The following is a 23247-nucleotide window of genomic DNA, read 5'->3' as shown; positions in this document are numbered from 1 at the left end:
AGTGACTACTTTAAACGGCCACGTGTACCGCGAGTTTGATTAATTGCCATTTTTTGTGAAATAGCTTCTTCAATATTAATACCTTGCCAATGAGCAATATCGAGCACCCTTAAAATGATGTCGGCCAGTTCTTCTTGAAAAGCTGGCGTTGGCTCTTCGTGTCTGCATTCATTAATCGCCTCACCCACTTCAGAAGCAACTAACGCTAAAGCCTCTAACACAGATTTGTTATGCCATCCCATCGACTCAACCCATTGGTAATTTTCTTCCGCGATTTGATTAATTTTCATAGCAACTCTTTTGATTAATTATGAACAATAAATATTTGTTTAGCTTAAGATCGCTAATCATAAAAATAAAGCAATATCATCATCTATACTTGTTCTAATACCAATAATGGCAAATTATCTTAAAGGTTGAGTTATGGCTGAATGGATTAGAAATATGAAAATTCGCGATGCGCTAGTTGCAATTATTGCTGTAGCGCTTTTTAGTTTAACTATTACAACAATTTTATTGAATAATCAGATATTTACAACTGTATCAGAAACAAGTATTGAAGAAGATATTTTACCTAACCAGTTAGCTAAAGTAGAAGCGAGAGTTCGTGCTCAATTAGGCCCGCCTTTATCTTTATCTAAATCAATGACTCAAAATCAATATTTATTAGACTGGGCAAAAAATAACGAACCTGAAGATGAACGACCTCAAGTCTTTAATTATTTAAAAACAATGCAAGAGAAAAATGATGCCTTGGTTGTGTTTTGGGTATCGAACATTAGTCAAAATTATTTCAATAATGGCGGCTTACTTAAACAAGTTACCCGAACAGGTGATGCATGGTTTTATGATTTTTTAGCCAGTAATAAACCTTTTGAAATTGCATTTGATTATGAAGAAGGCACTCAACAATTAACAGCATTTGTAAATTATAGGGTTAATGAGGCAGGGCAAGATATAGCGGTTGCTGGTTTAGGGTATTCTGTTAATAAAATCAGTGAAGATATCTTAAATAATAAGGTCGGCAAAACAGGCTTTGTGTTTGTTACTGATAAACAAGGTAACGTTATTATTCATCCTGAATTATCTAATTTGAAACAACGCCAGTTAAATGAGTTTGATGGTTTTGCCAGTGTTGCAAATAAGTTGCTGCAAACAAGTGACAGTTATGTTTTTGATCGCGTGATTAAAGACAATATTGAATATTATGTCGCCAGTGTTGGTATAACCGAGTTGGACTGGAAAATTATTGCGATGTTACCTGTTGAAGAGCCAATGTCGAAAATACATTCAGCACTTACCACCACAGCAACTGTTAATGTTGTTATCGCAGTTATTTTTATCTTCTTAATGATTTTTATGGCAAAACGCATTACTAAACCTGTTATCGATATTGGTGATAGATTACTCGAAATGGCTAATCAAGGGGGCGATTTAACACAGCGTTTAGATGAGAGCAGGAAAGATGAGGTCGGCCTATTGGCTAAGGGCTTTAATGCTATTTTAGAAAAGGTTAGTCAGATCATAAATGATATCAAAGAGACTGAAAGGGTAATGGAAGCTTCATTTTCACAATTAACGGGGACTTCTGATGAAATCAATAAAAGTGTCGGTTTACAGCAAGTAGAAACAGATTCTGTCGCTTCTGCAACAACCGAAATGAACCATAGTATTAACGAAGTGAGTAAGTTAGCACATACTACGGCAGACAAAACTGAATCTACACAAAACCTTGTGATGAATGCAGATGGTCAAGTTCATAATACTAATGAGGTGATGGTAGAGTTGCATGCCAGTAATGTCAGTACTCAAGAGGTTATTAGTCAATTAGCTGAGCAAACTCAAACGATTAATTCTGTTGTTGAAACCATAAATAGCATTTCAGAGCAAACTAACTTATTGGCACTTAATGCGGCTATTGAAGCCGCGCGTGCTGGTGAGCAAGGCAGAGGATTTGCGGTTGTGGCTGATGAAGTAAGAACTTTAGCGGCAAGAACACAAGACTCTACCGCTGAGATTAAACAAGTTATTGAAAACCTACAAAACCAAGCGAAAGAAGCGGTTGAGTCAATGAGCCGAAACACTTATTTAGCTAACCAAGGGCAAGATCGAACGAATGAAGCGAGTGATGGTTTGAAAGTTGTCGTTAGTGAAATAAATGAAATTACTGAGATGAATACTCAAGTAGCAACAGCAACCCAAGAGCAAGCCAATGTTATCGGTGAATTAAATGTTAATATTTCTAAAATAGCGGATATGGCGATTAATATTGCTAGCCTGTCTGATAACACAAAAGAAATTATAGAAAATTTAAATGTGCAGTCTCAGCAGTTAGATGAACTCGTATCACAGTTTAAAACGTCTTAATTAGAGTTAAGGGCGGCGTTATTTCTATTGTGCAGTGATGTTAATCGATGAATTACCAACACAGCACGATGACTTTATTTGTTACCTTTCACTGATTTAAGTAGTATGTGATTAAATTTATTATAAAAATGGAAATACTCAATGAAATTATTCTCTACAATAGTGGTTGCTGGTTTACTGACTGTTACTGCCGCAAATGCACAGCCTGCTCAATCAATGAAGCATGCTAAGAAATCAACAGAGCTGCGCCAAGCAATTTTCCAGTTAATGGCAAGTAATATGGGGCCAATGGGAGCTATGGCCAAAGGAAGAATTCCTGTTGATGCCGAAAGAGTTGCAACTAACGCACTTCGTTTAGAGCAGTTTTCATACATGTTAAATGACTACTTTAAAACCGATACGCGCAAATTTGATGTTAAAACAGAAGCATTACCTAAAGCATGGGAAGATAAAGCAACGTTTGAAGAGAAAGTAAACGCATTAACAAAAGCCTCTAAAAACCTGCAAGCGGCAGCAAAGTCAGGAGATGAAGGTAAAATTAAAAAAGCGATTGGCGGTGTAGGTAAAACATGTGGCGGTTGTCATGATGTTTTCAAGAAAGACTAAACTAAGTAGTTCTACTTAATTGCAACATAAAAAACAGCTGAAAAGCTGTTTTTTTATGCCTGAAATCTTATTGTTAATAATAGAACTCTTCCAATGGCGGTGGGTTTATTACCACAAGCCAGTAAATAAAAGCACAGGCTAGAATAGCAACAATAAAAGCTACAAATAATTTTGAATGAGGTATTTCATCGCTTTCTTTTAAACCTTGAGAGGACTTCTGACCAGTGACCATTGCCTTAGTCAGGTTTTGTTTTTTGATGATTTTATAAAATGCTATTGCGGCAATATGCAAAGCAATTGCTGCTAATATAAAATCAAAGGTATTGAAATGAAGCGTTCTCATCAGTGAATCTATTTCAGCGCCAGCACTATTAAAGTATGGGCCAGAAGTAAACACTTCATCATCAACAAATAAGCCACTTACTCCTTGTACTAAGACAAGTAACAACATGGCAAATACCATTAAGCTGCCAACAGGGTTGTGACCTGCGTATACTTGATCTTTATTTTTCAAGTAGGATATAACCTTTCTAGGGGTAGGAAAAAAACTAAAAAATCGAGCATGTTGAGGCCCGACAAAGCCCCATACAAGTCTAAAACTCACTAAGGTTAAAACGAAATAGCCAAGCTTTAAATGCCAATCTATATAATCGGTCCCTAATTCAGAGGTTAGCCATAGCAGCATAATGCTCGCGGCAAAACTCCAGTGGAAAAGTCGTAAGGGTAAATCCCAAATAAGAAAATTTTTCTTCATGTAATACCTAAGATGTAATGATGTTCACTATTTTATTTGAATGGCAACGGCTTATATTAAGTGCGTATGACCCAATAATAATACAATAATTTACAACGAAAAAAGAGGCTGATTATCATTTGAATTTACTAATGATTTTTCATTTGCCAAATAAAGGCAACTAAATCAGGTTGCTTATTTTTATAGACAGTAAAACGAGTACCAAGTTCATCTGATAATATTCCCTTTATTTTTTCTTGAGGTACCAAGGAGAAACCATGCTTTTGATAAAAATTAGCTAATTGTTTTGAAGCAAATAATACAATTGAGTGATGGTGTGTTTTGCATGTGTTGAGTAGAAGCTTTGCCAAGCCTTGCTTTTGGTGGTTGAAATCAACAAATAGTGCATGTAACAAGCTTTGGGGGTTACTTAGCGTGATTTGAGAAACAATAACGCAGGCAATAATTTGAGCTCCATCTTTGATAAAGTATGTGTTATCAAAGCCCTTAAAGCGGGCAGTAAAAAGGTGTTCTTTATAAAACCGTAATACTGCCTTTTTATCTTTTTTATCTGCATGAACGACTGTTTGAGGTTCGCACCGCTTAACGTTAGACAATTTATTGTTGCTTATCAATTCTGACCGTTCCATCGGTTAGGTAGATCATTCTTACCTTATCATTTGCTTGAAATAGCATGCTTCGATCAAGATCTTGAATGACCATATAAGATTCTTTGTCTGTTATGATCATTAGCTCGACAAGTTGTATAACTTTGCGTTGCTGCTTGTTGTTTTTATTATTCGCCACAGACGCGCCAATTAATGCCCCTAAAACGGTAGCAATATCTTGACCACTGCCTCCACCAAATTGATGGCCAATTGCACCACCAATTAACGCACCACCAAATACATGCCAACCGTTATGCTTGTCTTTAACCAACTCTTCTTGAGTAATATGCCTGACAGTTTCAACGTAACCAAAAAGTACCTTTTTAACAGGTACAGCTTTATTACGGTCATAATCAGCAAACGCATTGACACTAAAAAGCATTATAAGAATATACAGTACTTTTTTCATAAGTAAGACCTTCTAATAGTGTCAGTTTTTACCAACTTACGAACTCTTTTTCTTTAGTTTTTCGTATTTCTGTTTCATCAGCCCACTCAACAAGGCCACTTTGTAAATCCATCAAACGTAGGGTAAATTTGTAATAAACATCTGATTTGTCTTTGTTTGATTTTACAATACTCGCTAGGTTACCGTATAGCATGTATTGAGCACCAACTTGTTGACCAAATTGAACCGCTTTATTGGTATCTACCATACCGCCGGCCTGTTGAAACTGTATTTGTTCTCTTGCGGCTGCAACTCTGCCCATATCAACAAAGCGAAACTTTCCTGAACGTAATAGTTTAGTAGAAATAGAATCTGTAATGGATTCAGTATCAATATGCTCGCTGGTTTTGTTTTTTAAACTTTCAACAAAAATTACCGGGCGAGTATTTGCAGTTAACGTCCCTACAACTGGCGAAACGAGTAACGAGTCGGTCATTTGACTAGCGACTTTTTGTAAGTCAGTTGAACCAAAGTTAATATCTGTGGTTTCAACGGCCGTTGCATCACCATAGCGCACAACTGATTTATTTGTACAGGCCGTGGTAACCGTTAAAGCAAGTGCTATTGCACTGAAGGCAAGTAATTTATTCATAATATGATCCTTGTATTTCAAAATATTCTGTTTGTATTTTAAAGGTTAAAACTTAAAGGCTTTTTCAGGCACTTCTCGCACATAAATGCTAAAAGAAGTAACCTCTTGTGTTGGTGCCAACCCTTTAACACTGGTTGTTTGCATGCCATGAAGCTCAAGCGGCTGCCAAGGGCTTTTTCTTGCTTCTACCGCAAAACCGTCTTTATCAAACCAATTGAAGTGGTATTGCAATTGTAATGACTTTTCATATCGACTGCTTAGTTGTAAATTGACTTCAAGTAATTCATTTCGTGTTCTATTTTTAACATCACTGATATATAGCTGTGTTGATAATTTTTTGTTATCTACTTTTAAATGCTGACTATATTTTTGCGAAGAAGAAAGCGTGCCAGTACCTATGCCTGATGTGATCGGAGGAACATTTTTACAGCTTACAATGAGCAAAGCGAATGTTATTGAAATGATTAGGTAAGAATTTGGCTTTAACATGTTTATTCCTTAATGTTATAAATTTATCGATTGATAATCGGTGTTTTGGCCGATTGCTGACATAGTTATCAATGTTTTTCTGTTTTCATTCACCAATACTGAGATTTCTTTCACAATGCCGTTGATATTAACGGTAAGGGTTTGCTGGCCTTTAGGCAGGGAAAATTGGCATATAGATATGCTATCAGGCAGTGTACTCCAGCTACGAGTATCAGCATGTTCTGTGGCTATGTTATAAAGGCTGGCAAGTATATTACCAATATCTCCATTTTTTCGACTTAGCTGTTGTCGGATCTCTTCTTTTGTAATAAGTCGTGCAATTTGGCGTGAAACAATCATAGGCATATCCTCTTTTAATTGCTTAGCAGCAAGTGATTGCAGGCGCACCAGATCTTGTGCGTAAAAACTTTCTTCTTGAAAAGATACTCGAGCAGGTGAGTATTCAGTTAAATAGTTAGCATAGGAAGGTATGGCAACACTATAAAAGCGCATGTCATTATGGCTAGTATAAATAGGTAAATTCAGTGAATATTCACTCTTACTTTTAACAATGCCTTGTTCAAAAATTAAGACAACTTGCCCTGTTTCGGCTGATGTATAATTAGCTTCTGTAAGAGATTCAATTGAGAACCGTTCTTTCATTAACGTGATATCATTTAACATATTAAGCTGGTTGGCCAAACGCCAAACATCATGTTGAATGAACTGATTTTCTGGTGCAATTTCTAGTGCTTTTTTATAATCAATATAAGCGTCATTGCTTTGACCTGCTGCTTCATAAAGCAGTGCTGACAAATAGAAAGTAAACGCATTTTGAAAGCCATTTTTAATTTCACCAATAGTATTGTCCATTGAAGGAAGGTTATTTGTCCAGTTTTGTTCACTAACGCCTTGTTGTAATAACTGTTGCTGATATTGATAAAGTACGTTTTTATTATCATTTAAGGCACTTTCTTGTACTAAATTTGCACGTCGAACTTCTACTAAGGCAGCGGAAAGGTTTTGCTGATACAAGTAATTCAATGACTGGTAACTATGCAGCATACTTTGCTCGTAAGCTGGTACATCATAGCGAGTGGCATTGTCGTTACTCATAATAGCCTTTGCATTTTCTACACCTTTACTAAGCTGTATTTTTGCTTTGTTATTCTCTTCTTGAACTAATTGATAAGCATGTTCAAAAGCGTTTTCGCTCTTTTGGTATTGGTTAACTAAATAATGTAAACGCCCTTGTTCGAGTAAATATAAGTTGTAGCTAGCATCAAATTCACTTTTTTCAGGTAAAAGCTTTAATGCTTGATTGAAGTTGCCTTGTTGCTGGGCATGTTTAGCATCTCGAACTTGTTGGTAGTAACTAGAAAATAAATCTGTCAATTGGCTGGAAGAACAACCAGAAAATAGTAAGGAAAAACACAGTATTGTCAGGGGGAGGCGAAGTTTATAAATCATTTAGTAAGCTTATTCTTTTACTCGAAATTCTCAAGATTAACTTTGTGTAAAAAGTGTAATAAAGTCGTGTAAGGTGGGTTGATTTTTTATTTTTCAGAGAAGACTGATCTAGATTAAAACACTTTATACGATTGTTGATTACAATTTCAACTATCAATTATTTTTTTTAGACTTTTATGTCGCTTCAATTTACAAGAATTAGCAGTAAAATAGCCTTTTTTGCCTTGTTTTTACTGGCACCAGTATTAAATATCTTTCGATATGATGTCGATTTAGGGCATATCATCCTGTTTGGTCACGCTTGGACAATTAGCATTGATTCTATTTTGTATGGTGGTGGAGACAGTGTTGATGCTGCGATAAAAATATTTTCACGAGTACTATTTCCTGGCATGGCCTTTGTGGCAATTAGTGGTTATTTAATATGGAAGTTTGGCAGAATTTATTGTGGTTGGTTATGCCCACATTTTTCAGTCGTTGAATTAGTTAATGATTTGATGCTTAAACAGTTAAACAGAGTCACTATCTGGGAAAAAGCATCTATAGCGAATAAAGAGCTACTGCCAAGGGTGATTGTAGGTATTGTCGCAGTTGCCATGGCTTTTCTTTGGGCGGTAGCGTTGGTGACTTATTTAGTTAACCCATCAGAAGTACTATCAGGTATCGCAAATTTTAATTTAGGGTTTGGTACCTCATTGTTTATTTGTGTAGCCACACTTGTTTTCAGTGCAGATTTTATTTTTGCTCGACATTTGTTCTGTAAGTACGGTTGTGCTTTAGGTTTATTTCAAAGTTTAATTTGGATGGCCAATAATAAAGCTATGGTGATTAAATTTGATCGAGCGCGTGCTAAAGCCTGTCGAGATTGCATTAATTATCATGAACACAAGCCTTGTGATCAAGCATGCCCAATGCGATTACCGACACGAAATATGAAACGGGCAAAATTTACTTGTACTCAATGTGTGCAATGTGTTTCAGCGTGCAATGAAGTACAAAAGAATAATCCTGATGGTGGCCTATTATCATGGGTAAGTGGAAATGAAGCGCAAGAGGTTGACCGCCCAGCAAGTAAATTCAAAACTGATGAAATCGAAGTAAAAGAAATTAAATAGTCGTGTTGTAAAAAGTTACTCATTATCTATTATGGTAACTGTTTTATTTTTCTAAAAGGAATGTCTATGAAAGTTACAGGTGTAATGCTAACGGCAAGTTTGTTGTTTTCAATGCCATGTTTTGCGAAAGAAGTGGTTGTAGAAATTTACAAAAAAAAGTTTATTCCACAAGAGATTACTATTGAAGCGGGTGATACAGTTATTTGGAAGAATATTGAGAAACGTCAATATCACAATGTTTGGTTTAAAGTGCTTGGCGAAGAAGAACCTGGATATTTCTTTCCTGATGAAACATACCAACGAACTTTTAATGATGCAGGGGATTTTCCCTATGAATGTGGTCCTCACCCAAAAATGACAGGAAAAGTAACTGTCAAACCCGCGATATAATTCCAACAACTGCTGCAAACGTGATACGTCAGCATATTCTGATTATGATTGTTTGATAGCAACCTTAGGATATTTAGATTGATTTATAGTCTAAATATCCTTATAAATTGAGTGGTTAAGGCTGCTTGCCCCTCTTTATTAATGATGCTTTGTTTGATGTAGCGCAAGGAACGGTATTATTAAGCAACATTTTTTTACATATTTTAACAAACTTGATTTCAGTCAAAGTGCCCCACCCAATAAGCAAGCTATTATCAGTTTGCTTTTTAATAATTAACGCATGAATTATTTCATTAAGGAAAAACACCATGTCAGAGAGCTTTACTAAAGGCATGGCAAGGAATATTTATTATGGGGGAGCTGTTTTCTTCTTCCTGATATTCCTAGCTTTGACTTTTCATACTACAAAAGAGATGCCCAAAAGGGATAATCGACACAACATTACTGAAGCTGTAGAACGCGGAAAAGAGCTTTGGGAAGTGAACAACTGTGTAGGTTGTCATTCTTTAATTGGTGAAGGTGCTTACTTTGCGCCAGAACTTGCAAACGTTTATGACCGCCGCGGCGGTAAAGATGGTTTTAAAGCCTTCTTTTCAGGTTGGATGAAATCTCAACCGTTAAACATTCCTGGTCGTCGTCAAATGCCTAACTTCCACTTAACAGATCAAGAAATTGATGATCTGGCTGAGTTCTTAAAGTGGACGTCAGAGCTTGATGATAATAACTGGCCACCAAACATAGAGGGTTAATGGCGTGAGTACTTTAAAATATCAATCGCAAGCCGTAGCAAAACCTTATTTTGTTTTCGCTCTGATCTTGTTTGTCGGCCAAATCTTATTTGGTTTATTAATGGGTTTGCAATATGTTGTAGGTGACATTGTTGGTGGTTTAATTCCATTTAACGTTGCTCGCATGGTGCATACTAACTTACTAATTGTTTGGTTATTATTTGGCTTTATGGGTGCTGCATATTACTTAGTACCTGAAGAAGCTGAAACCGAACTTCATAGCCCTAAACTCGCTATTGCCTTATTCTGGATATTTGCCGGTGCAGGTGTAGCAACTATTTTAGGCTACTTATTAGTTCCTTATTCAACGCTTGCGCATTATACGCTTAATGAATTGTGGCCAACCATGGGACGTGAGTTCCTTGAGCAACCTACAATCACTAAAATCGGTATTGTTGTTGTTGCTTTAGGCTTCTTATACAACTTAGGTATGACTATTTTGAAAGGCCGTAAAACAGCTATCAACATGGTTTTACTAACAGGTTTAATTGGTTTAGCGGTATTCTTCTTATTCGCTTTCTACAACCCAACTAACTTAGCATTAGATAAGTATTTCTGGTGGTTTGTTGTACATCTATGGGTAGAAGGTGTTTGGGAATTAATCATGGGTGCTATCTTAGCTTATGTATTAATCAAAATTACTGGTGTTGACCGTGAAGTTATCGAAAAATGGTTATATGTTGTTATTGCAATGGCATTAATCACAGGTATCTTAGGTACGGGTCATCATTTCTACTGGTTAATGACGCCTGAGTACTGGCAGTGGGTTGGTTCTATCTTTTCTGCATTAGAGCCGTTACCATTCTTTGCTATGGTACTTTACGCATTTAATATGGTTAACCGTCGTCGTCGCGAACATCCTAACAAAGCTGCTACATTATGGGCATTAGGTACTGCGGTAATGGCTTTCTTAGGTGCAGGTGTATGGGGTTTCTTACATACATTGTCGTTTGTAAACTACTATACGCATGGTTCTCAAATTACAGCAGCTCACGGTCATATGGCTTTCTACGGAGCATACGCAATGATTGTGATGACAATCATCTCTTATGCAATGCCTAAGATTCGTGGTATCGGTGAAGCAATGCCAAACCGTGCACAAGTAGTTGAAATGTGGGGCTTCTGGTTAATGACAGTATCAATGGTATTTATTACCTTGTTCTTAACTGGCGCTGGTATCTTGCAAGTATGGTTACAACGTTTACCTGAATCAGGTGAAGCGTTAAGCTTTATGGCAACTCAAGACAAATTAGCGATATTCTACTGGTTACGTGAAATTGCTGGTGTATTCTTCCTATTCGGATTAATCGCATACTTAGCAAGCTTCTTCGTAAAAGAAAAAGTAGCTGAAGCTTAATAGTTAATAAAACGTTAACTATAAAAACCGTAAGCATTGCTTACGGTTTTTTTTTGCCTGTAATTTAAGTCAGTTTGTCTATACTAATAAGATGTGGTGGTAATTTATCTTTTGGCTGAACATTATGTTATAAGTGAACACTAAGTATACACAGACAAGTACTATTAACTTTAGGAGAATGATATGGTGTTGAAAATTTCACATAAGGTAGCTTTTGGCTTTAGTGTGATATTGTTATTACTGTTCTTTTCCAGCATTAGCTCTTTTGGTATTTTAACCAATATTGAAACAGCGACAGCCAAAGTAGATAATTATGCCTTACCGATTCAGAATCATGGTAATACGGTTCAAAAGCAACTATTAAAACAAGCAAAGTCTACCGCGTTAATTAGATCATTACCGACAACTACATCAATAAAAAATCTTGAACAAGAATTTGCAGAGTATGATGCTATTTTACAACTTAATAAGTTGAAAATATCATCGCTTTTGAGTGCCTTTCCCAATATTAATAATCTAGACATTTTTACCCAGTCATATGACGCTTATAGCCAATCTGTAAAAGCAATGCTCGAGCACCGAGAAGGTGAATTAAGTGAAACAATTAAGCTCTATGAACAACAGCAAAGTTTGTATGATATTTTAGATGAAGCTAGTGCTATTTTAATTGATTTATCTTTTTTAGAAGACGCTGAAAACCAGCGTAAAATTGATACTATTATAGGTTCGGCAAGCCAGATAGAAGGTTACTTGTTTAATTTAACTGATGCGAGTAAATCTATTTTAACGCTAACAGATATTGCAGAAGTTGAAGCTGCACAGCAAACTATGAATATTGGCATTGACAATATTGAGCAATTATTAATTTATTTAGTACGATTGGGTGAAGAATATAATACTGATGGGTTAATCGCACAATTTGTGGATGAATTTGAACGTACAAAGCAAGCATTAACGTCTGATAATAACCTGTTTTCGTTAAAAATAGCACAAATAAAGCAGCGTGAAGCACTGCAAATAGCCCTTGAAGAGTCAGATAAACAAATAGAATTAGCAATTCAAGCAATTGATGAGTTTTTGCAAGCAGTTGATCAAAATTTAATGGCACTGCAATTAAATACTTTAGACAATGTTAAACGTGGCAATTTAGAGACGATAATTGTGTTTGTCGTGTTGTTTGTGGTTGGTATTGTTATTGCTTTTGTTACCATTAGAACATTAACAGGGGCTTTGAAGGAGATTAACTTAGCATTAGCTAAAATAGCAAAAGGTGACCTATCTGAGGAGTTAAAAGTTACTTCGCAAGATGAATACGGTGAATTGGCTAAAAATGTTAACCTCGTTGTTGCAGATCTTAGAAGTTTGATAGGTAATATCACAGAAAATAGCCACTTATTGCACCAAGCTGCAGATAAGTCGAGTGAGCAAATTCTTTTAGTGAGTGACTCACTGACACTGCAAGGAGAAACTATTCAACAAGCTAACTCACAAACAGATGAGCTGGCTAAAAGTGCGGAGCAAATTCAACAAAGTGCCAATAGTGCTGAACAACAGATGGACAGCGCACTATCGCAAAGTCATGAATTAGAATTAACGGCAACAAAAACAAGTCAAGGAATGCAGCGTTTAACAAGCATGTTAGATGATACAACTGACGTGATGACGGCGCTTGAACAAGAGTCGAATAATATTTCTGGTATTTTAGATACTATAGGTGGAATATCAGAACAAACAAACCTACTCGCATTGAACGCGGCAATAGAAGCCGCGAGAGCTGGCGATGTTGGTAGAGGGTTTGCCGTAGTCGCTGATGAAGTTCGCTTGTTAGCAAGTAGAACGCAAGATTCTGCTGGTGAAATCCAACACATGATCGAATCATTACAGAAGCAAACTAAAAAAGCAGTGAGCGATATTAAAGTAGGAAAAGATGAAGCGATTAACTGTCAAAAAGAAACTGAGCAGCTCCAACAAACACAGTTAATGATTAGCAATGCAATAAAAGAGATTCATCAAGTGAGTAGTCAAATTGCTAATTCAGCTCATATGCAAAGTGACTTAACGAACAATATTAATGAAAGTATTGAAACCGTGGTAGATTTGAGCCGTGAAACTAGCGAGAAGTCTACTACAACGATGAGTTATAGCGAGCAAGTAGCTAAATTAGCAGCTCAATTAGACGAGTCTATAGGTACGTTTAAAGTGACTTAACGTATCTAAAACACAGCAACCATTAATTGAGATAACAAGGATGTTATGCTGCTAGTACAAATATTAGCCCCCTTTCATCTTAATTATTCTTCAATTCATCGTTTAACTATTTTAACGGCTTATCCAAGCAAGTAGTTTGTACTAACCTACATAAGGTCGTATTGAACTTTGTTGAACAAAATTTAACCTCGAAAGTTCATGCACTGTAGTGTTTATAATAATTTTGAATAACTGTCTAAAGGAATGTAGATGTCTTCTGTCAAAATGATTGGTTCTATCGTTGGTTTTTATTTACTTGCGGGCTTAGCTATTGCGCACAGCATGCAAGCAGAACAACCGCTGCGATCACAACAAGATATAGCTCGAGATAAGGTGAGTAAAGGAAGCCAAGTTATTGACATGGTGGACATTAACCAAGGTATGACAGTGCTTGACGTATTGGGAGGTGGTGGTTATTACAGCGAGTTGTTAAGCGAGAAGGTGGGTAATCAAGGTAAAGTCTATTTGCATAACAATCAGGCTTATATGCCCTATGTTGAAAAAGAACTTACAATCAGGCTGGCTGATAATCGATTGAGCAATGTTATTCGCTGGGATAAAGAAGCGGAAAATTTAGCGCTAAATGAAGAACAGTTTGATGCGGTTTTCTTTATTTTGGGCTATCACGACTTGTATCACAAAACAAAAGATTGGGACATTGATAAAGACAGGTTTCTAGCTCAATTGTACAAAGCTTTAAAGGTCGGTGGTAAACTTTTAATAGTAGATCATTCTGCTAAGCATGGCAGTGGAACAAAGTATTCACAACAAGGACATAGAATTGATGTGGAATATGTTAAAAAAGAATTAGAACAAAAAGGCTTTAAATTAATAAGGCAGAGCAACTTATTAGCAAACTTAAAAGATGACAGGTTGATGTCTCCGTTTGCTAAGGAAATCCGTCGTAAAACGGATCGATTTATTTTGTTATTTGAAAAGAAATAACGTGTTTTTAATTATTAGGGTTATACATGAAATATAGAGCAAGACAATTAATTGCCGTGGTGTGTGCTGTAAGTATCTCATTCTTTACACTGGCAGAAGAAAACGATGAACGCAAACCGGTGATTGATAGCAAACAAACATCTGAACATAGCACCAAAATTAATGGTAAACGTATTAAGTATAAAGCGACAACAGGTACGCAGCCCGTTTGGAATGAAGAAGGCTTACCAACAGCAAGTTTATTTTATACTTATTATCAACGAACTGATATAGATAGTAATACTAAGCGGCCTTTACTTATTTCGTTTAATGGTGGCCCAGGCTCTGCCTCTGTGTGGATGCATGTTGCCTATACTGGCCCTAAGGTATTGAATGTTGATGATGAAGGGTATCCTTTGCAGCCATATGGCGTGAAAACAAATCCATACTCTGTTTTAGATGTAGCAGATATTGTTTTTGTTAACCCAGTGAATACAGGATATTCCAGAGTACTTCCTAACAAAGAAGGTAAAATGCCCAGTAAAGAAGAGCAGAAAAAAATGTTCTTTGGTGTTAATGCCGATGTTAAATATTTAGCTGATTGGATTTCTACTTTTGTCACGCGTAATAACCGCTGGCGCTCGCCAAAATACTTAATTGGTGAAAGCTATGGCACAACCAGGGTATCAGGTTTAGCTCTTGAACTTCAGCGCAGGCAATGGATGTATGTAAATGGTGTTATCTTAGTATCACCAACAGATATTGGTATTAAGCGTGATGGCCCGGTAAAAGCAGCAAATAGATTACCTTACTTTGCCGCTACTGCTTGGTATCACAAGGCTCTATCAGAAGAATTACAACAATTAACCCTACAAGATTTACTCGCGAAAGTTGAGCCTTTTACCGTTAATGATTACTTACCAGCATTAGCAAAAGGTGGCTTTATTAGTGATGAAGAAAAACAAGTTATTGCTGAGCGGGTTGCTAAATACTCGGGCTTATCTATTGATGAAGTACTTAATAATAATTTAGATATTGAAAATAGTTACTTTTGGAAAGAGCTCTTAAGAAATAGAAAATACACAGTAGGGCGTTTAGATTCTCGTTATTTAGGTATTGATGAGAAAGTTGCTGGCTCAAGACCTGACTATAATGCTGAATTAACCTCTTGGTTACACAGCTTTACTCCAGCAATTAATTACTATCTTCGAGAAGAATTAAATTACGTAACTGATTTAAAATACAATATGTTTGGTAATGTGCACCCATGGGATAGAACTAAGAATAAAACAGGTGAAAATTTACGTTTAGCAATGGCGCAAAATCCTTACCTAAATGTCATGCTTCAATCAGGGTATTTTGATGGTGCCACTAATTATTTTGATGCCAAATACACTATGTGGCAACTTGATCCGAGTGGTTTAATGAAAGAGCGCTTATCGTTTAAAGGTTATGAAAGTGGTCATATGATGTATCTCCGCCGTCAAGATTTGAAAGACGCTAATCAAGATATCCGAGACTTTATTAAGCAAAGCCTACCTACTGAAGGTGAAGCGGCAAAATACTAAATAAAGCTATCAAAGATGGTGAGTTTTATTCATCATCTTTCTTTTCTAAATATTTTAAAAACCGCTAAAAATCTTTAGTGATTTATTTATAAGCTAACTTCCTGTATAATGCGCGCCCAATTATAGCCCTATTCATATCTTGCTACTGGTGTAGCGCATATATGATAGTAACAGCGAGTAACGCCTGTGTTAGATAAGTTAAGAAATATTGCCATCATTGCCCATGTTGACCATGGTAAAACGACTTTAGTAGATAAACTACTAGAGCAATCAGGTACGCTGGGTGAGCGTTCAGATCATGACGAACGTGTTATGGATTCAAACGATATCGAGAAAGAGCGTGGTATAACCATACTTGCTAAAAATACAGCAATTAACTGGAATGACTATCGAGTTAATATTGTAGATACTCCAGGTCATGCCGATTTTGGTGGTGAAGTTGAGCGTGTAATGTCTATGGTTGATTGTGTATTGCTTATTGTTGATGCACAAGAAGGCCCAATGCCACAAACGCGTTTTGTTACTCAAAAAGCATTTGCTCAAGGCTTAAAACCAATTGTTGTTATTAACAAAATTGACAAACCAGGTTCTCGTCCTGACTGGGTAATGGATCAAGTTTTTGAATTATTCGATAACCTTGGTGCTACTGATGAACAATTAGACTTTAAAGTCGTTTATGCTTCAGCAATTAACGGTTGGGCAACACTGGATGAAAATGAGTCTGGTGGAGACATGACGCCATTATTCGAAACGATTGTTAATGAAGTACCTGCACCGGATGCCGATCCTGAAGGCTCGTTCCAAATGCAAATATCTCAACTTGATTATAGCTCTTATTTGGGTGTTATAGGTGTTGGCCGAATTACTCGTGGTAGTGTTAAACCAAACCAACAAGTCACTGTTCAGTGTGCAGCGGGTAATGTACATAACGGTAAAGTGGGTAAAGTATTTGGTTACTTAGGCCTAGACCGTCATGAAGTTGAAGAGGCGCATGCTGGCGATATCATCGCTATTACAGGTTTAGGTGAATTAAAGATTTCTGATACCATTTGTTGTCCAAATGAAGTAGAAAGCTTACCAGCATTATCGATTGATGAACCAACGATTAACATGACTTTCCAAGTAAACACTTCACCGTTTTGTGGTAAAGAAGGTAAGTTTGTCACCTCTCGTAACATCAAAGACCGCTTAGAGAAAGAATTAGTTCATAACGTTGCGTTACGTGTTGAGCAACTAGACGATCCAGATAAGTTTAAAGTATCTGGTCGTGGTGAGCTTCACTTAGGTATATTAATTGAAAATATGCGTCGTGAAGGTTTCGAATTAGCAGTGTCTCGTCCAGAAGTTATTGAACGTGAAATTGATGGCGTTTTACAAGAACCTTATGAAACCGTGACCATTGATGTTGAAGAGCAGCATCAAGGTACTATCATGGAGAAAATGGGTCTTCGTAAAGCTGAATTAACTGATATGGCACCTGACGGTACTGGTCGTATTCGTATGGACTTTATTATGCCAAGCCGTGGTTTAATTGGTTTCCAAACTGAATTTATGACAATCACTTCAGGCTCAGGTCTGATTTACCATACCTTCTATGAATATGGTCCGCATAAAGGTGGCGATATTGGTCAACGTTTAAACGGTGTAATGATCGCTAATGCAACAGGTAAAGCATTAACTAATGCTATCTTTAATTTACAATCTCGTGGCCGTATGATGATAGGTCATGGTGTTGAGGTATATGAAGGGCAAGTTGTTGGTATTCATAGTCGCGATAACGATTTAACTGTTAACGTACTAAAAGGTAAGCAGTTAACCAACGTTCGTTCTTCAGGAACTGATGAAGCTCAAGTACTAACACCAGCAATCAATATGACGTTAGAGCAAGCGCTAGAGTTTATTGATAACGATGAATTAGTAGAAGTAACACCTGAGAATATTCGTATTCGTAAAAAATCGTTAAAAGAAAGTGATCGTAAGCGCGAAAGTAGAGCGCCTAAATAAGCGAGTATCTTTTTTATAAGAAAGCTAAAAACGGTAATGCACGCATTACCGTTTTTTTATATCTGAAAAAAATGATTGCTCAAATAGCAGGCTACCTTTTTTTGCGATACCTTTCATTTTTCAAGAGCAGTACTTTTTGTAAGACATATCTGCAATTTCTATCAGATATATGAGAGTAAATAAAAAATTGACCAATAAGGCAGGTTTCAAGTCTTTGTTTTATTATGATAAATAAAATCAGGCTCAAAAATAAATATTTTGTTACTTTTGTAGGTGAATATTATTTAAGCAAGATAATTTATTTTCATCTATTATCTTAATACATAGAAGCTACCTACGTAGCACAATTTATCTAACCTAGTGGTTTACAGTATAAAACTAGGTTAAAGAAAAGGATTTATATTATGTCGCCAGCACAACTGAAAAAACTTCAAGAATTGAGTCAAGTCTTTAGTCAAGGAAAAGCCAATCCTAAGCAGATTGAGCAACTGTCTACATTATTAGCGCAGATTAATCACTTTGAGGAAGAACCTCAGCAGACAACAAATGATGTAACTTTTGTTGCCGCGCCAAGGTTTGTATAGTTTTTATTACTGTATTTTAGCCGGTGTTTTTATAAGTAGCGGCATCAATAATTGCCCAAAGATGAAAAATGCCAGCTATGATCGCAGGTACAATTAGATACCAAAGCGCATAACCACCAAAACATACTATTGCGAATATTAACGCTGCAATAATTCTCCCTTGAACGAGTTGTCCTAATCCAGGAAAAAACACCGTACACAATGCGGCAATAACATTGCCAGCAGAGCCTTGACTTGCCATATAAAACTTCTCCCTGCTCACTGCTATAGATTACAGCGAAGCTAGTAAATTGATAACCTTTATCATAATATAAACTGATACTGTCTAGAATATTAAATTTGTTAACAAATATGAGTTTATCAAGGGATATGTCGAATAAGGAGTTATTTCTTAGTTGGCAACGAAAAATTATGGTGTTTGTAAGTTTTTTTTTGCAACGCCTAAAGCAAGAGCAACTTCCCGTTGTTGCTGGTTATTTATCTTATGTTTCGTTAATGTCACTAGTACCTCTGTTAGTGGTAATGCTTTCAGTGATGACCGCTTTCCCTCTTTTTGCTGAACTGCAATTAACCGTAGAAGCTTTTGTTTACCAGAACTTCGTGCCTGCTGCGGGGGATGTTGTACAAACATATTTATCTGGGTTTGTTGATAATGCTTCAAAAATGTCTGCGGTGGCTATTTTCTTTCTCTTCATTGTCGCTTTATTATTAATTTCAGCGATAGATAAAACGCTAAATAAGATTTGGCGAGTATCACAGAAAAGAAGAACAATTACTTCCTTGGCGCTCTATTGGATGGTCTTAACACTAGGGCCTATTTTTGTCGGTGCCAGTATCGCATTAACTTCCTACATTATTTCGCTTGTATCTCTTGGTGATTATGATGTCTTTGGTTTGACGAACATTGTAATTAGGATGTTGCCGCTTTTAGCTTCAATTTCAGCTTTTGTCATTTTATACATGGCGGTACCCAATAAAGATGTGCCATTTAAATTTGCAGTAGGTGGTGCATTTATCGCTGCATTGTTGTTTGAGTTCGCAAAGAAATCATTTGCTTTATATTTAACAGCCTTTCCTTCTTATCAAGCTATATACGGGGCATTAGCGACAATACCTATACTGTTCCTTTGGATATATTTGTCATGGCTCATTGTTTTAGCTGGGGCAATTTTTAGTGTTACTTTACAAGATTTTTCTTCAAAATTGACACAAAAGAGTGATGAAAAAAATGTAAAGCCAGACATAGAAAATAATGTTTAAGCAAATCAGTATATCTGCTCACTAAGCGTGAAAATTACTTTATTAATTTTTGTCGATTTGGTTAGAATAGCTGTTTTACCAAAATGAGTAACCCATTCAATGATAGCGTTAATTCAGCGAGTTTCTCAGGCACGTGTCAAAGTAGATGAAAAAACTATAGGTCAGATAGAGAAAGGCTTATTAGTACTACTTGCAATAGAACCTGATGATGATGAAACTAAAGCGAAAAGATTAGCACAAAGAGTATCAGGGTATCGTGTCTTTAATGATAAAAATGGCAAGATGAATTTAAATGTAGAACAAGCTGGTGGTGATTTATTGGTTGTTTCACAATTCACTTTAGCGGCAGACACTTCAAGTGGGATGAGACCAAGCTTTACTACTGCTGCAAAACCAGAACTTAGTAATCATTTATATCAATTCTTTACTCAGCAGTTAAGAGAAAAAGGATTTAAAGCACCAACAGGTGTGTTTGGTGCGGATATGAAAGTCGAACTTATTAATGATGGACCAGTAACCTTTCAATTAACCATATAATGCTCTTCTTGCACTGTTTAATTTTTAGCTAATTAAACTACCACTTTTCATTTAGTGGTGTTATAATCTCGCGCCCATTAAGTTTGAGTGCTGGCTTTGTTGCCTAAATTCTAAACATAATGGCGGTCTTGTAAAGGCAGTGACGGGTCAAATTTCTGGCCTTGAATTTAAATTTACCTTTTTGATTTTGTTCACTTTTAAAGTGAAAATAAAAAGGTTTAGCGGAGCAAATATTAATGATCCAAATGCAATCACAGCTGAATGTTGCTGACAACAGTGGCGCTAAGCGTGTTCAATGTATAAAGGTTCTTGGTGGCTCGCACCGTCGCTACGCACGTATTGGTGACATCATTAAAGTTGCCGTGAAGGAATCAAGTCCTCGCGGTAAAGTAAAAAAAGGTGATGTTGTTACTGCGGTAGTGGTGCGCACTAAGAAAGGTGTTCGTCGTACAGATGGTTCTGCCATCCGTTTTGATGAAAACGCGGCTGTAATTTTGAATGCAAACTTACAACCAATTGGTACTCGTATTTTCGGGCCAGTGACACGTGAACTTCGTAATGAGAAATTTATGAAGATCGTATCATTAGCACCAGAAGTACTATAAGGAGTCACGATAATGGCATCTAAGATTCGTCGTGATGATGAAGTAATCGTACTTGCAGGTAAAGACAAGGGCAAAACTGGTAAAGTTACCAAAGTTCTTGTTGAAGACAGCAAAGTATACGTAGAAGGCGTTAACTTAATCAAGAAACACACTAAGCCTGTACCTCAGTTACAGCAACCTGGTGGAATTGTTGAGAAAGAAGCACCTTTGCATGTTTCTAACGTAGCTATCCTTAACCCTAAAACGGGTAAGGCTGACCGCGTTGGTTTTAGATTTGAAGACGGCAAAAAAGTACGTTTTTTCAAATCTGATAACGAATTAGTTTAATAATTGGAGTAAACGATGGCGAAACTGCATGATTTATATAAAGATACAGTTGCAGCTGAACTTCAGAAGAAGTTTGGTTACAAAAGTGTCATGCAAGTCCCTCGGATTGAAAAGATCACCCTTAATATGGGTGTTGGCGAAGCAATTTCTGATAAGAAAGTATTAGAACACGCCACAAATGATCTTACTGCAATCTCAGGTCAAAAGCCGGTCACGACAGTAGCACGCAAATCAGTTGCGGGCTTCAAAATTCGTGAAGGCTATCCTATAGGTACAAAAGTAACTCTACGCGGCGAGCGTATGTGGGAATTCTTAGAGCGTTTAATCTCTATTTCAATTCCTCGTATCCGTGACTTCCGTGGCTTAAACCCTAAGTCATTCGATGGTCGTGGTAATTACAGCATGGGCGTTCGTGAGCAAATCATCTTCCCTGAAATCGATTACGATAAAATCGATAAAATTCGCGGATTAGATATCACTATTACTACTAGCGCGAAAGATAACGAAGAAGGACACGCATTATTGTCTGCCTTCAATTTCCCGTTTAAGAAGAAGGTGTAGAGTTATGGCTAAAGCGTCAATGAAAGCTCGTGAAGCAAAACGTACTAAACTAGTAGCTCAGTATGCTGAAAAGCGTCGTGCGTTAAAAGAAATCATCTCAAGTCCAGAGTCTTCTGAAGAAGAACGTTGGGATGCAGTATTGAAACTTCAAAGTTTACCACGTGATTCATCAAGTAGCCGTCAACGTAATCGTTGTAATGTTACTGGTCGTCCACATGGTTACTTGCGTAAATTCGGCTTAAGCCGTATTAAGTTGCGTGAAGCAACTATGCGCGGTGAAGTTCCAGGTCTTAAGAAAGCTAGTTGGTAATTCACGGGAGTAAATGGTTATGATGACTGATCCTATCGCGGACATGTTTACACGCATCCGCAACGGTCAATCTGCAGCAAAAGTTGCAGTACAAATGCCATCTTCAAAAGTTAAAGTTGCAATTGCTAACTTGCTTAAAGAAGAAGGTTATATTTCAGATTTCGCAGTAGCTGAAGGTGTTAAGCCTGAGTTATCTGTAACTTTGAAGTATTTTGAAGGTAAAGAAGTAATTGAAAAGATCAAACGTGTTTCACGTCCAGGTCTTCGCGTATACAAAAGCTGTGATGAACTTCCACAAGTTCTTGCAGGTATGGGTATCGCAATCATATCTACTTCTAAAGGTTTGATGACTGATCGCGCCGCTCGTTCTGCGGGTATTGGCGGTGAAGTTCTTGGTTTCGTAGAGTAAGGAGTATACTATGTCTCGTGTTGCAAAAGCACCTGTCGTTGTTCCTGCTGGCGTTACCGTTACGTTATCAGGTCAAGACATTACAGTTAAAGGTCCAGTAGGTGAATTATCACGTACGATTCACAGTTTTGTTGCTGTTTCTCATGAAGAGAACGAAATCAAAACGACAATCGCTTGTGATGATAGAAATGCATGGGCTCAAGCCGGTACTGCACGCGCTTTAATCAATAATATGGTTGAAGGTGTTAGTAAAGGTTTTGAAAAGAAATTAGTTTTACAAGGTGTTGGTTACCGTGCAAAAGCTGCAGGTAAATCATTAGATTTATCTTTAGGTTTTTCACACCCAATCAAACATGCTATTCCTGAAGGAATTAAATGTGAAACTCCTAGCCAAACTGAAATTACACTTTCAGGTGCTGATAAGCATTTAATTGGTCAAACCGCTGCGAACATTCGTGCATACCGTAAGCCAGAGCCTTATAAAGGTAAAGGTGTACGTTACGCTGATGAATACGTTCGTCGTAAAGAAGCTAAGAAGAAGTAGGGTAATACTATGGATAAGAAAACATCTCGTTTGCGCCGCGCTAAACGCGCTCGTGCAAAAATCAGCGAGTTGGGTGCGAATCGTTTAGTTGTATTCCGTACTCCTCGTCACATTTACGCTCAATTAATTGCTCCTACTGGTTCTGAAGTAATCGCTGCGGCGTCTACTGTAGATAAAGAAGTTCGTGGTTCAATTGAAAAAACCGGTAATGTTGCCGCTGCTGCCGCAGTGGGTAAAGCAATTGCTGAACGTGCAAAAGCAAAAGGCGTTGAGTCTGTAGCATTTGATCGTTCAGGTTTCCGTTACCACGGTCGCGTTAAAGCATTAGCAGAAGCAGCTCGCGAAGCTGGTCTTCAGTTCTAGGG

Annotated in this window: 28 protein-coding genes; 20 read left to right on the top strand and 8 right to left on the bottom strand. The window is 37.1% G+C overall.

What is annotated here, in order from left to right:
* Positions 1 to 5: 5 nt before the first annotated feature.
* Positions 6 to 290 carry a MazG nucleotide pyrophosphohydrolase domain-containing protein gene (locus D1094_RS06860; protein ID WP_118959353.1) on the bottom strand — a complete coding sequence of 95 codons (285 nt, stop codon included), beginning with the start codon at positions 288 to 290 and terminating at the stop codon, positions 6 to 8.
* Positions 291 to 423: 133 nt separating this feature from the next.
* On the opposite strand from D1094_RS06860, the gene D1094_RS06855 reads away from it, so the two are divergent.
* Both D1094_RS06855 and D1094_RS06850 read left to right on the top strand, forming a co-directional pair.
* Positions 424 to 2367 (top strand): methyl-accepting chemotaxis protein, encoded by a 1944-nt coding sequence (locus tag D1094_RS06855; RefSeq protein ID WP_118959352.1) that lies wholly within the window; start codon positions 424 to 426, stop codon positions 2365 to 2367.
* 141 nt (positions 2368 to 2508) lie between these two features.
* Positions 2509 to 2973 carry a cytochrome c gene (locus tag D1094_RS06850; RefSeq protein WP_118959351.1) on the top strand — a complete coding sequence of 155 codons (465 nt, stop codon included), beginning with the start codon at positions 2509 to 2511 and terminating at the stop codon, positions 2971 to 2973.
* A gap of 73 nt (positions 2974 to 3046) precedes the next feature.
* Here the strand turns inward: D1094_RS06850 and D1094_RS06845 are convergent, their stop codons facing one another.
* The 6 genes from D1094_RS06845 to D1094_RS06820 all read right to left on the bottom strand — a co-directional run bounded on the left by D1094_RS06845 (position 3047) and on the right by D1094_RS06820 (position 7352).
* Positions 3047 to 3727 carry a cytochrome b/b6 domain-containing protein gene (locus tag D1094_RS06845; RefSeq protein WP_118959350.1) on the bottom strand — a complete coding sequence of 227 codons (681 nt, stop codon included), beginning with the start codon at positions 3725 to 3727 and terminating at the stop codon, positions 3047 to 3049.
* A gap of 128 nt (positions 3728 to 3855) precedes the next feature.
* A complete protein-coding gene (locus tag D1094_RS06840; RefSeq protein WP_182440115.1) occupies positions 3856 to 4323 on the bottom strand; it encodes a GNAT family N-acetyltransferase in 468 nt (155 codons plus the stop codon).
* Between the two features lies 1 nt (position 4324).
* Positions 4325 to 4783 carry a glycine zipper 2TM domain-containing protein gene (locus tag D1094_RS06835; protein WP_118959348.1) on the bottom strand — a complete coding sequence of 153 codons (459 nt, stop codon included), beginning with the start codon at positions 4781 to 4783 and terminating at the stop codon, positions 4325 to 4327.
* Between the two features lie 28 nt (positions 4784 to 4811).
* Positions 4812 to 5414, bottom strand: coding sequence for a penicillin-binding protein activator LpoB (gene lpoB / locus D1094_RS06830; protein ID WP_118959347.1), 603 nt, complete (start codon positions 5412 to 5414; stop codon positions 4812 to 4814).
* Positions 5415 to 5459: 45 nt separating this feature from the next.
* Positions 5460 to 5903, bottom strand: a complete 444-nt coding sequence (locus D1094_RS06825; protein ID WP_118959346.1) for a YcfL family protein — start codon at positions 5901 to 5903, stop codon at positions 5460 to 5462.
* 15 nt (positions 5904 to 5918) lie between these two features.
* Positions 5919 to 7352, bottom strand: a complete 1434-nt coding sequence (locus tag D1094_RS06820) for a COG3014 family protein (RefSeq protein WP_118959345.1) — start codon at positions 7350 to 7352, stop codon at positions 5919 to 5921.
* A gap of 176 nt (positions 7353 to 7528) precedes the next feature.
* Between D1094_RS06820 and D1094_RS06815 the strand changes: the two genes are divergently transcribed.
* From D1094_RS06815 to D1094_RS06770, 9 genes are all read left to right on the top strand, one after another.
* Positions 7529 to 8467: a 4Fe-4S binding protein gene (locus tag D1094_RS06815; RefSeq protein WP_118959344.1), complete on the top strand. Its 939-nt coding sequence runs from the start codon at positions 7529 to 7531 to the stop codon at positions 8465 to 8467.
* Between the two features lie 66 nt (positions 8468 to 8533).
* On the top strand, positions 8534 to 8857 hold the full coding sequence (locus tag D1094_RS06810) for a plastocyanin/azurin family copper-binding protein (RefSeq protein WP_259337849.1): 324 nt from the start codon (positions 8534 to 8536) through the stop codon (positions 8855 to 8857).
* Positions 8858 to 9165: 308 nt separating this feature from the next.
* Positions 9166 to 9606, top strand: a complete 441-nt coding sequence (locus D1094_RS06800; protein ID WP_118959341.1) for a cytochrome c — start codon at positions 9166 to 9168, stop codon at positions 9604 to 9606.
* Positions 9607 to 9610: 4 nt separating this feature from the next.
* Positions 9611 to 11002: a cbb3-type cytochrome c oxidase subunit I gene (locus D1094_RS06795; protein WP_118959340.1), complete on the top strand. Its 1392-nt coding sequence runs from the start codon at positions 9611 to 9613 to the stop codon at positions 11000 to 11002.
* A 183-nt stretch (positions 11003 to 11185) separates the two neighbouring features.
* Positions 11186 to 13210 (top strand): methyl-accepting chemotaxis protein, encoded by a 2025-nt coding sequence (locus D1094_RS06790; RefSeq protein ID WP_118959339.1) that lies wholly within the window; start codon positions 11186 to 11188, stop codon positions 13208 to 13210.
* A 249-nt stretch (positions 13211 to 13459) separates the two neighbouring features.
* On the top strand, positions 13460 to 14194 hold the full coding sequence (locus tag D1094_RS06785) for a class I SAM-dependent methyltransferase (protein WP_118959338.1): 735 nt from the start codon (positions 13460 to 13462) through the stop codon (positions 14192 to 14194).
* Positions 14195 to 14220: 26 nt separating this feature from the next.
* Entirely contained in the window at positions 14221 to 15741 is a 1521-nt protein-coding gene (locus D1094_RS06780; RefSeq protein WP_118959337.1) for a S10 family peptidase, read from the top strand.
* A gap of 186 nt (positions 15742 to 15927) precedes the next feature.
* Positions 15928 to 17745, top strand: a complete 1818-nt coding sequence (gene typA / locus D1094_RS06775; protein WP_118959336.1) for a translational GTPase TypA — start codon at positions 15928 to 15930, stop codon at positions 17743 to 17745.
* Positions 17746 to 18149: 404 nt separating this feature from the next.
* Positions 18150 to 18329 carry a hypothetical protein gene (locus D1094_RS06770; RefSeq protein WP_118959335.1) on the top strand — a complete coding sequence of 60 codons (180 nt, stop codon included), beginning with the start codon at positions 18150 to 18152 and terminating at the stop codon, positions 18327 to 18329.
* 16 nt (positions 18330 to 18345) lie between these two features.
* Here the strand turns inward: D1094_RS06770 and D1094_RS06765 are convergent, their stop codons facing one another.
* Complete coding sequence (locus D1094_RS06765) at positions 18346 to 18570, bottom strand: hypothetical protein (protein WP_118959334.1); 225 nt, start codon at positions 18568 to 18570, stop codon at positions 18346 to 18348.
* Positions 18571 to 18680: 110 nt separating this feature from the next.
* Between D1094_RS06765 and D1094_RS06760 the strand changes: the two genes are divergently transcribed.
* The 9 genes from D1094_RS06760 (at position 18681) to rplR (ending at position 23245) form a co-directional block, all read left to right on the top strand.
* On the top strand, positions 18681 to 19589 hold the full coding sequence (locus D1094_RS06760) for a virulence factor BrkB family protein (RefSeq protein WP_182440114.1): 909 nt from the start codon (positions 18681 to 18683) through the stop codon (positions 19587 to 19589).
* A gap of 99 nt (positions 19590 to 19688) precedes the next feature.
* On the top strand, positions 19689 to 20126 hold the full coding sequence (gene dtd / locus D1094_RS06755) for a D-aminoacyl-tRNA deacylase (protein ID WP_118959332.1): 438 nt from the start codon (positions 19689 to 19691) through the stop codon (positions 20124 to 20126).
* A 236-nt stretch (positions 20127 to 20362) separates the two neighbouring features.
* Positions 20363 to 20731, top strand: a complete 369-nt coding sequence (gene rplN, locus D1094_RS06750) for a 50S ribosomal protein L14 (RefSeq protein ID WP_118959331.1) — start codon at positions 20363 to 20365, stop codon at positions 20729 to 20731.
* A gap of 12 nt (positions 20732 to 20743) precedes the next feature.
* Complete coding sequence (gene rplX / locus D1094_RS06745) at positions 20744 to 21058, top strand: 50S ribosomal protein L24 (RefSeq protein ID WP_118959330.1); 315 nt, start codon at positions 20744 to 20746, stop codon at positions 21056 to 21058.
* Between the two features lie 15 nt (positions 21059 to 21073).
* Entirely contained in the window at positions 21074 to 21619 is a 546-nt protein-coding gene (gene rplE / locus D1094_RS06740; protein ID WP_118959329.1) for a 50S ribosomal protein L5, read from the top strand.
* Positions 21620 to 21623: 4 nt separating this feature from the next.
* Complete coding sequence (gene rpsN / locus D1094_RS06735; RefSeq protein ID WP_118959328.1) at positions 21624 to 21929, top strand: 30S ribosomal protein S14; 306 nt, start codon at positions 21624 to 21626, stop codon at positions 21927 to 21929.
* 19 nt (positions 21930 to 21948) lie between these two features.
* Positions 21949 to 22338, top strand: a complete 390-nt coding sequence (gene rpsH, locus D1094_RS06730) for a 30S ribosomal protein S8 (protein WP_404851447.1) — start codon at positions 21949 to 21951, stop codon at positions 22336 to 22338.
* 10 nt (positions 22339 to 22348) lie between these two features.
* The gene (gene rplF / locus D1094_RS06725) at positions 22349 to 22882 is read left to right on the top strand and encodes a 50S ribosomal protein L6 (protein WP_118959326.1); all 534 of its coding nucleotides are present in this window, start codon (positions 22349 to 22351) and stop codon (positions 22880 to 22882) included.
* A gap of 9 nt (positions 22883 to 22891) precedes the next feature.
* Positions 22892 to 23245 carry a 50S ribosomal protein L18 gene (gene rplR, locus D1094_RS06720; protein WP_118959325.1) on the top strand — a complete coding sequence of 118 codons (354 nt, stop codon included), beginning with the start codon at positions 22892 to 22894 and terminating at the stop codon, positions 23243 to 23245.
* Positions 23246 to 23247 lie beyond the last annotated feature (2 nt).

Origin of the sequence: Colwellia sp. RSH04 (genome assembly GCF_003545765.1) — a bacterium.
Taxonomy (GTDB): domain Bacteria; phylum Pseudomonadota; class Gammaproteobacteria; order Enterobacterales; family Alteromonadaceae; genus Colwellia.
This window is presented reverse-complemented; position numbering and strand designations above follow the sequence as displayed.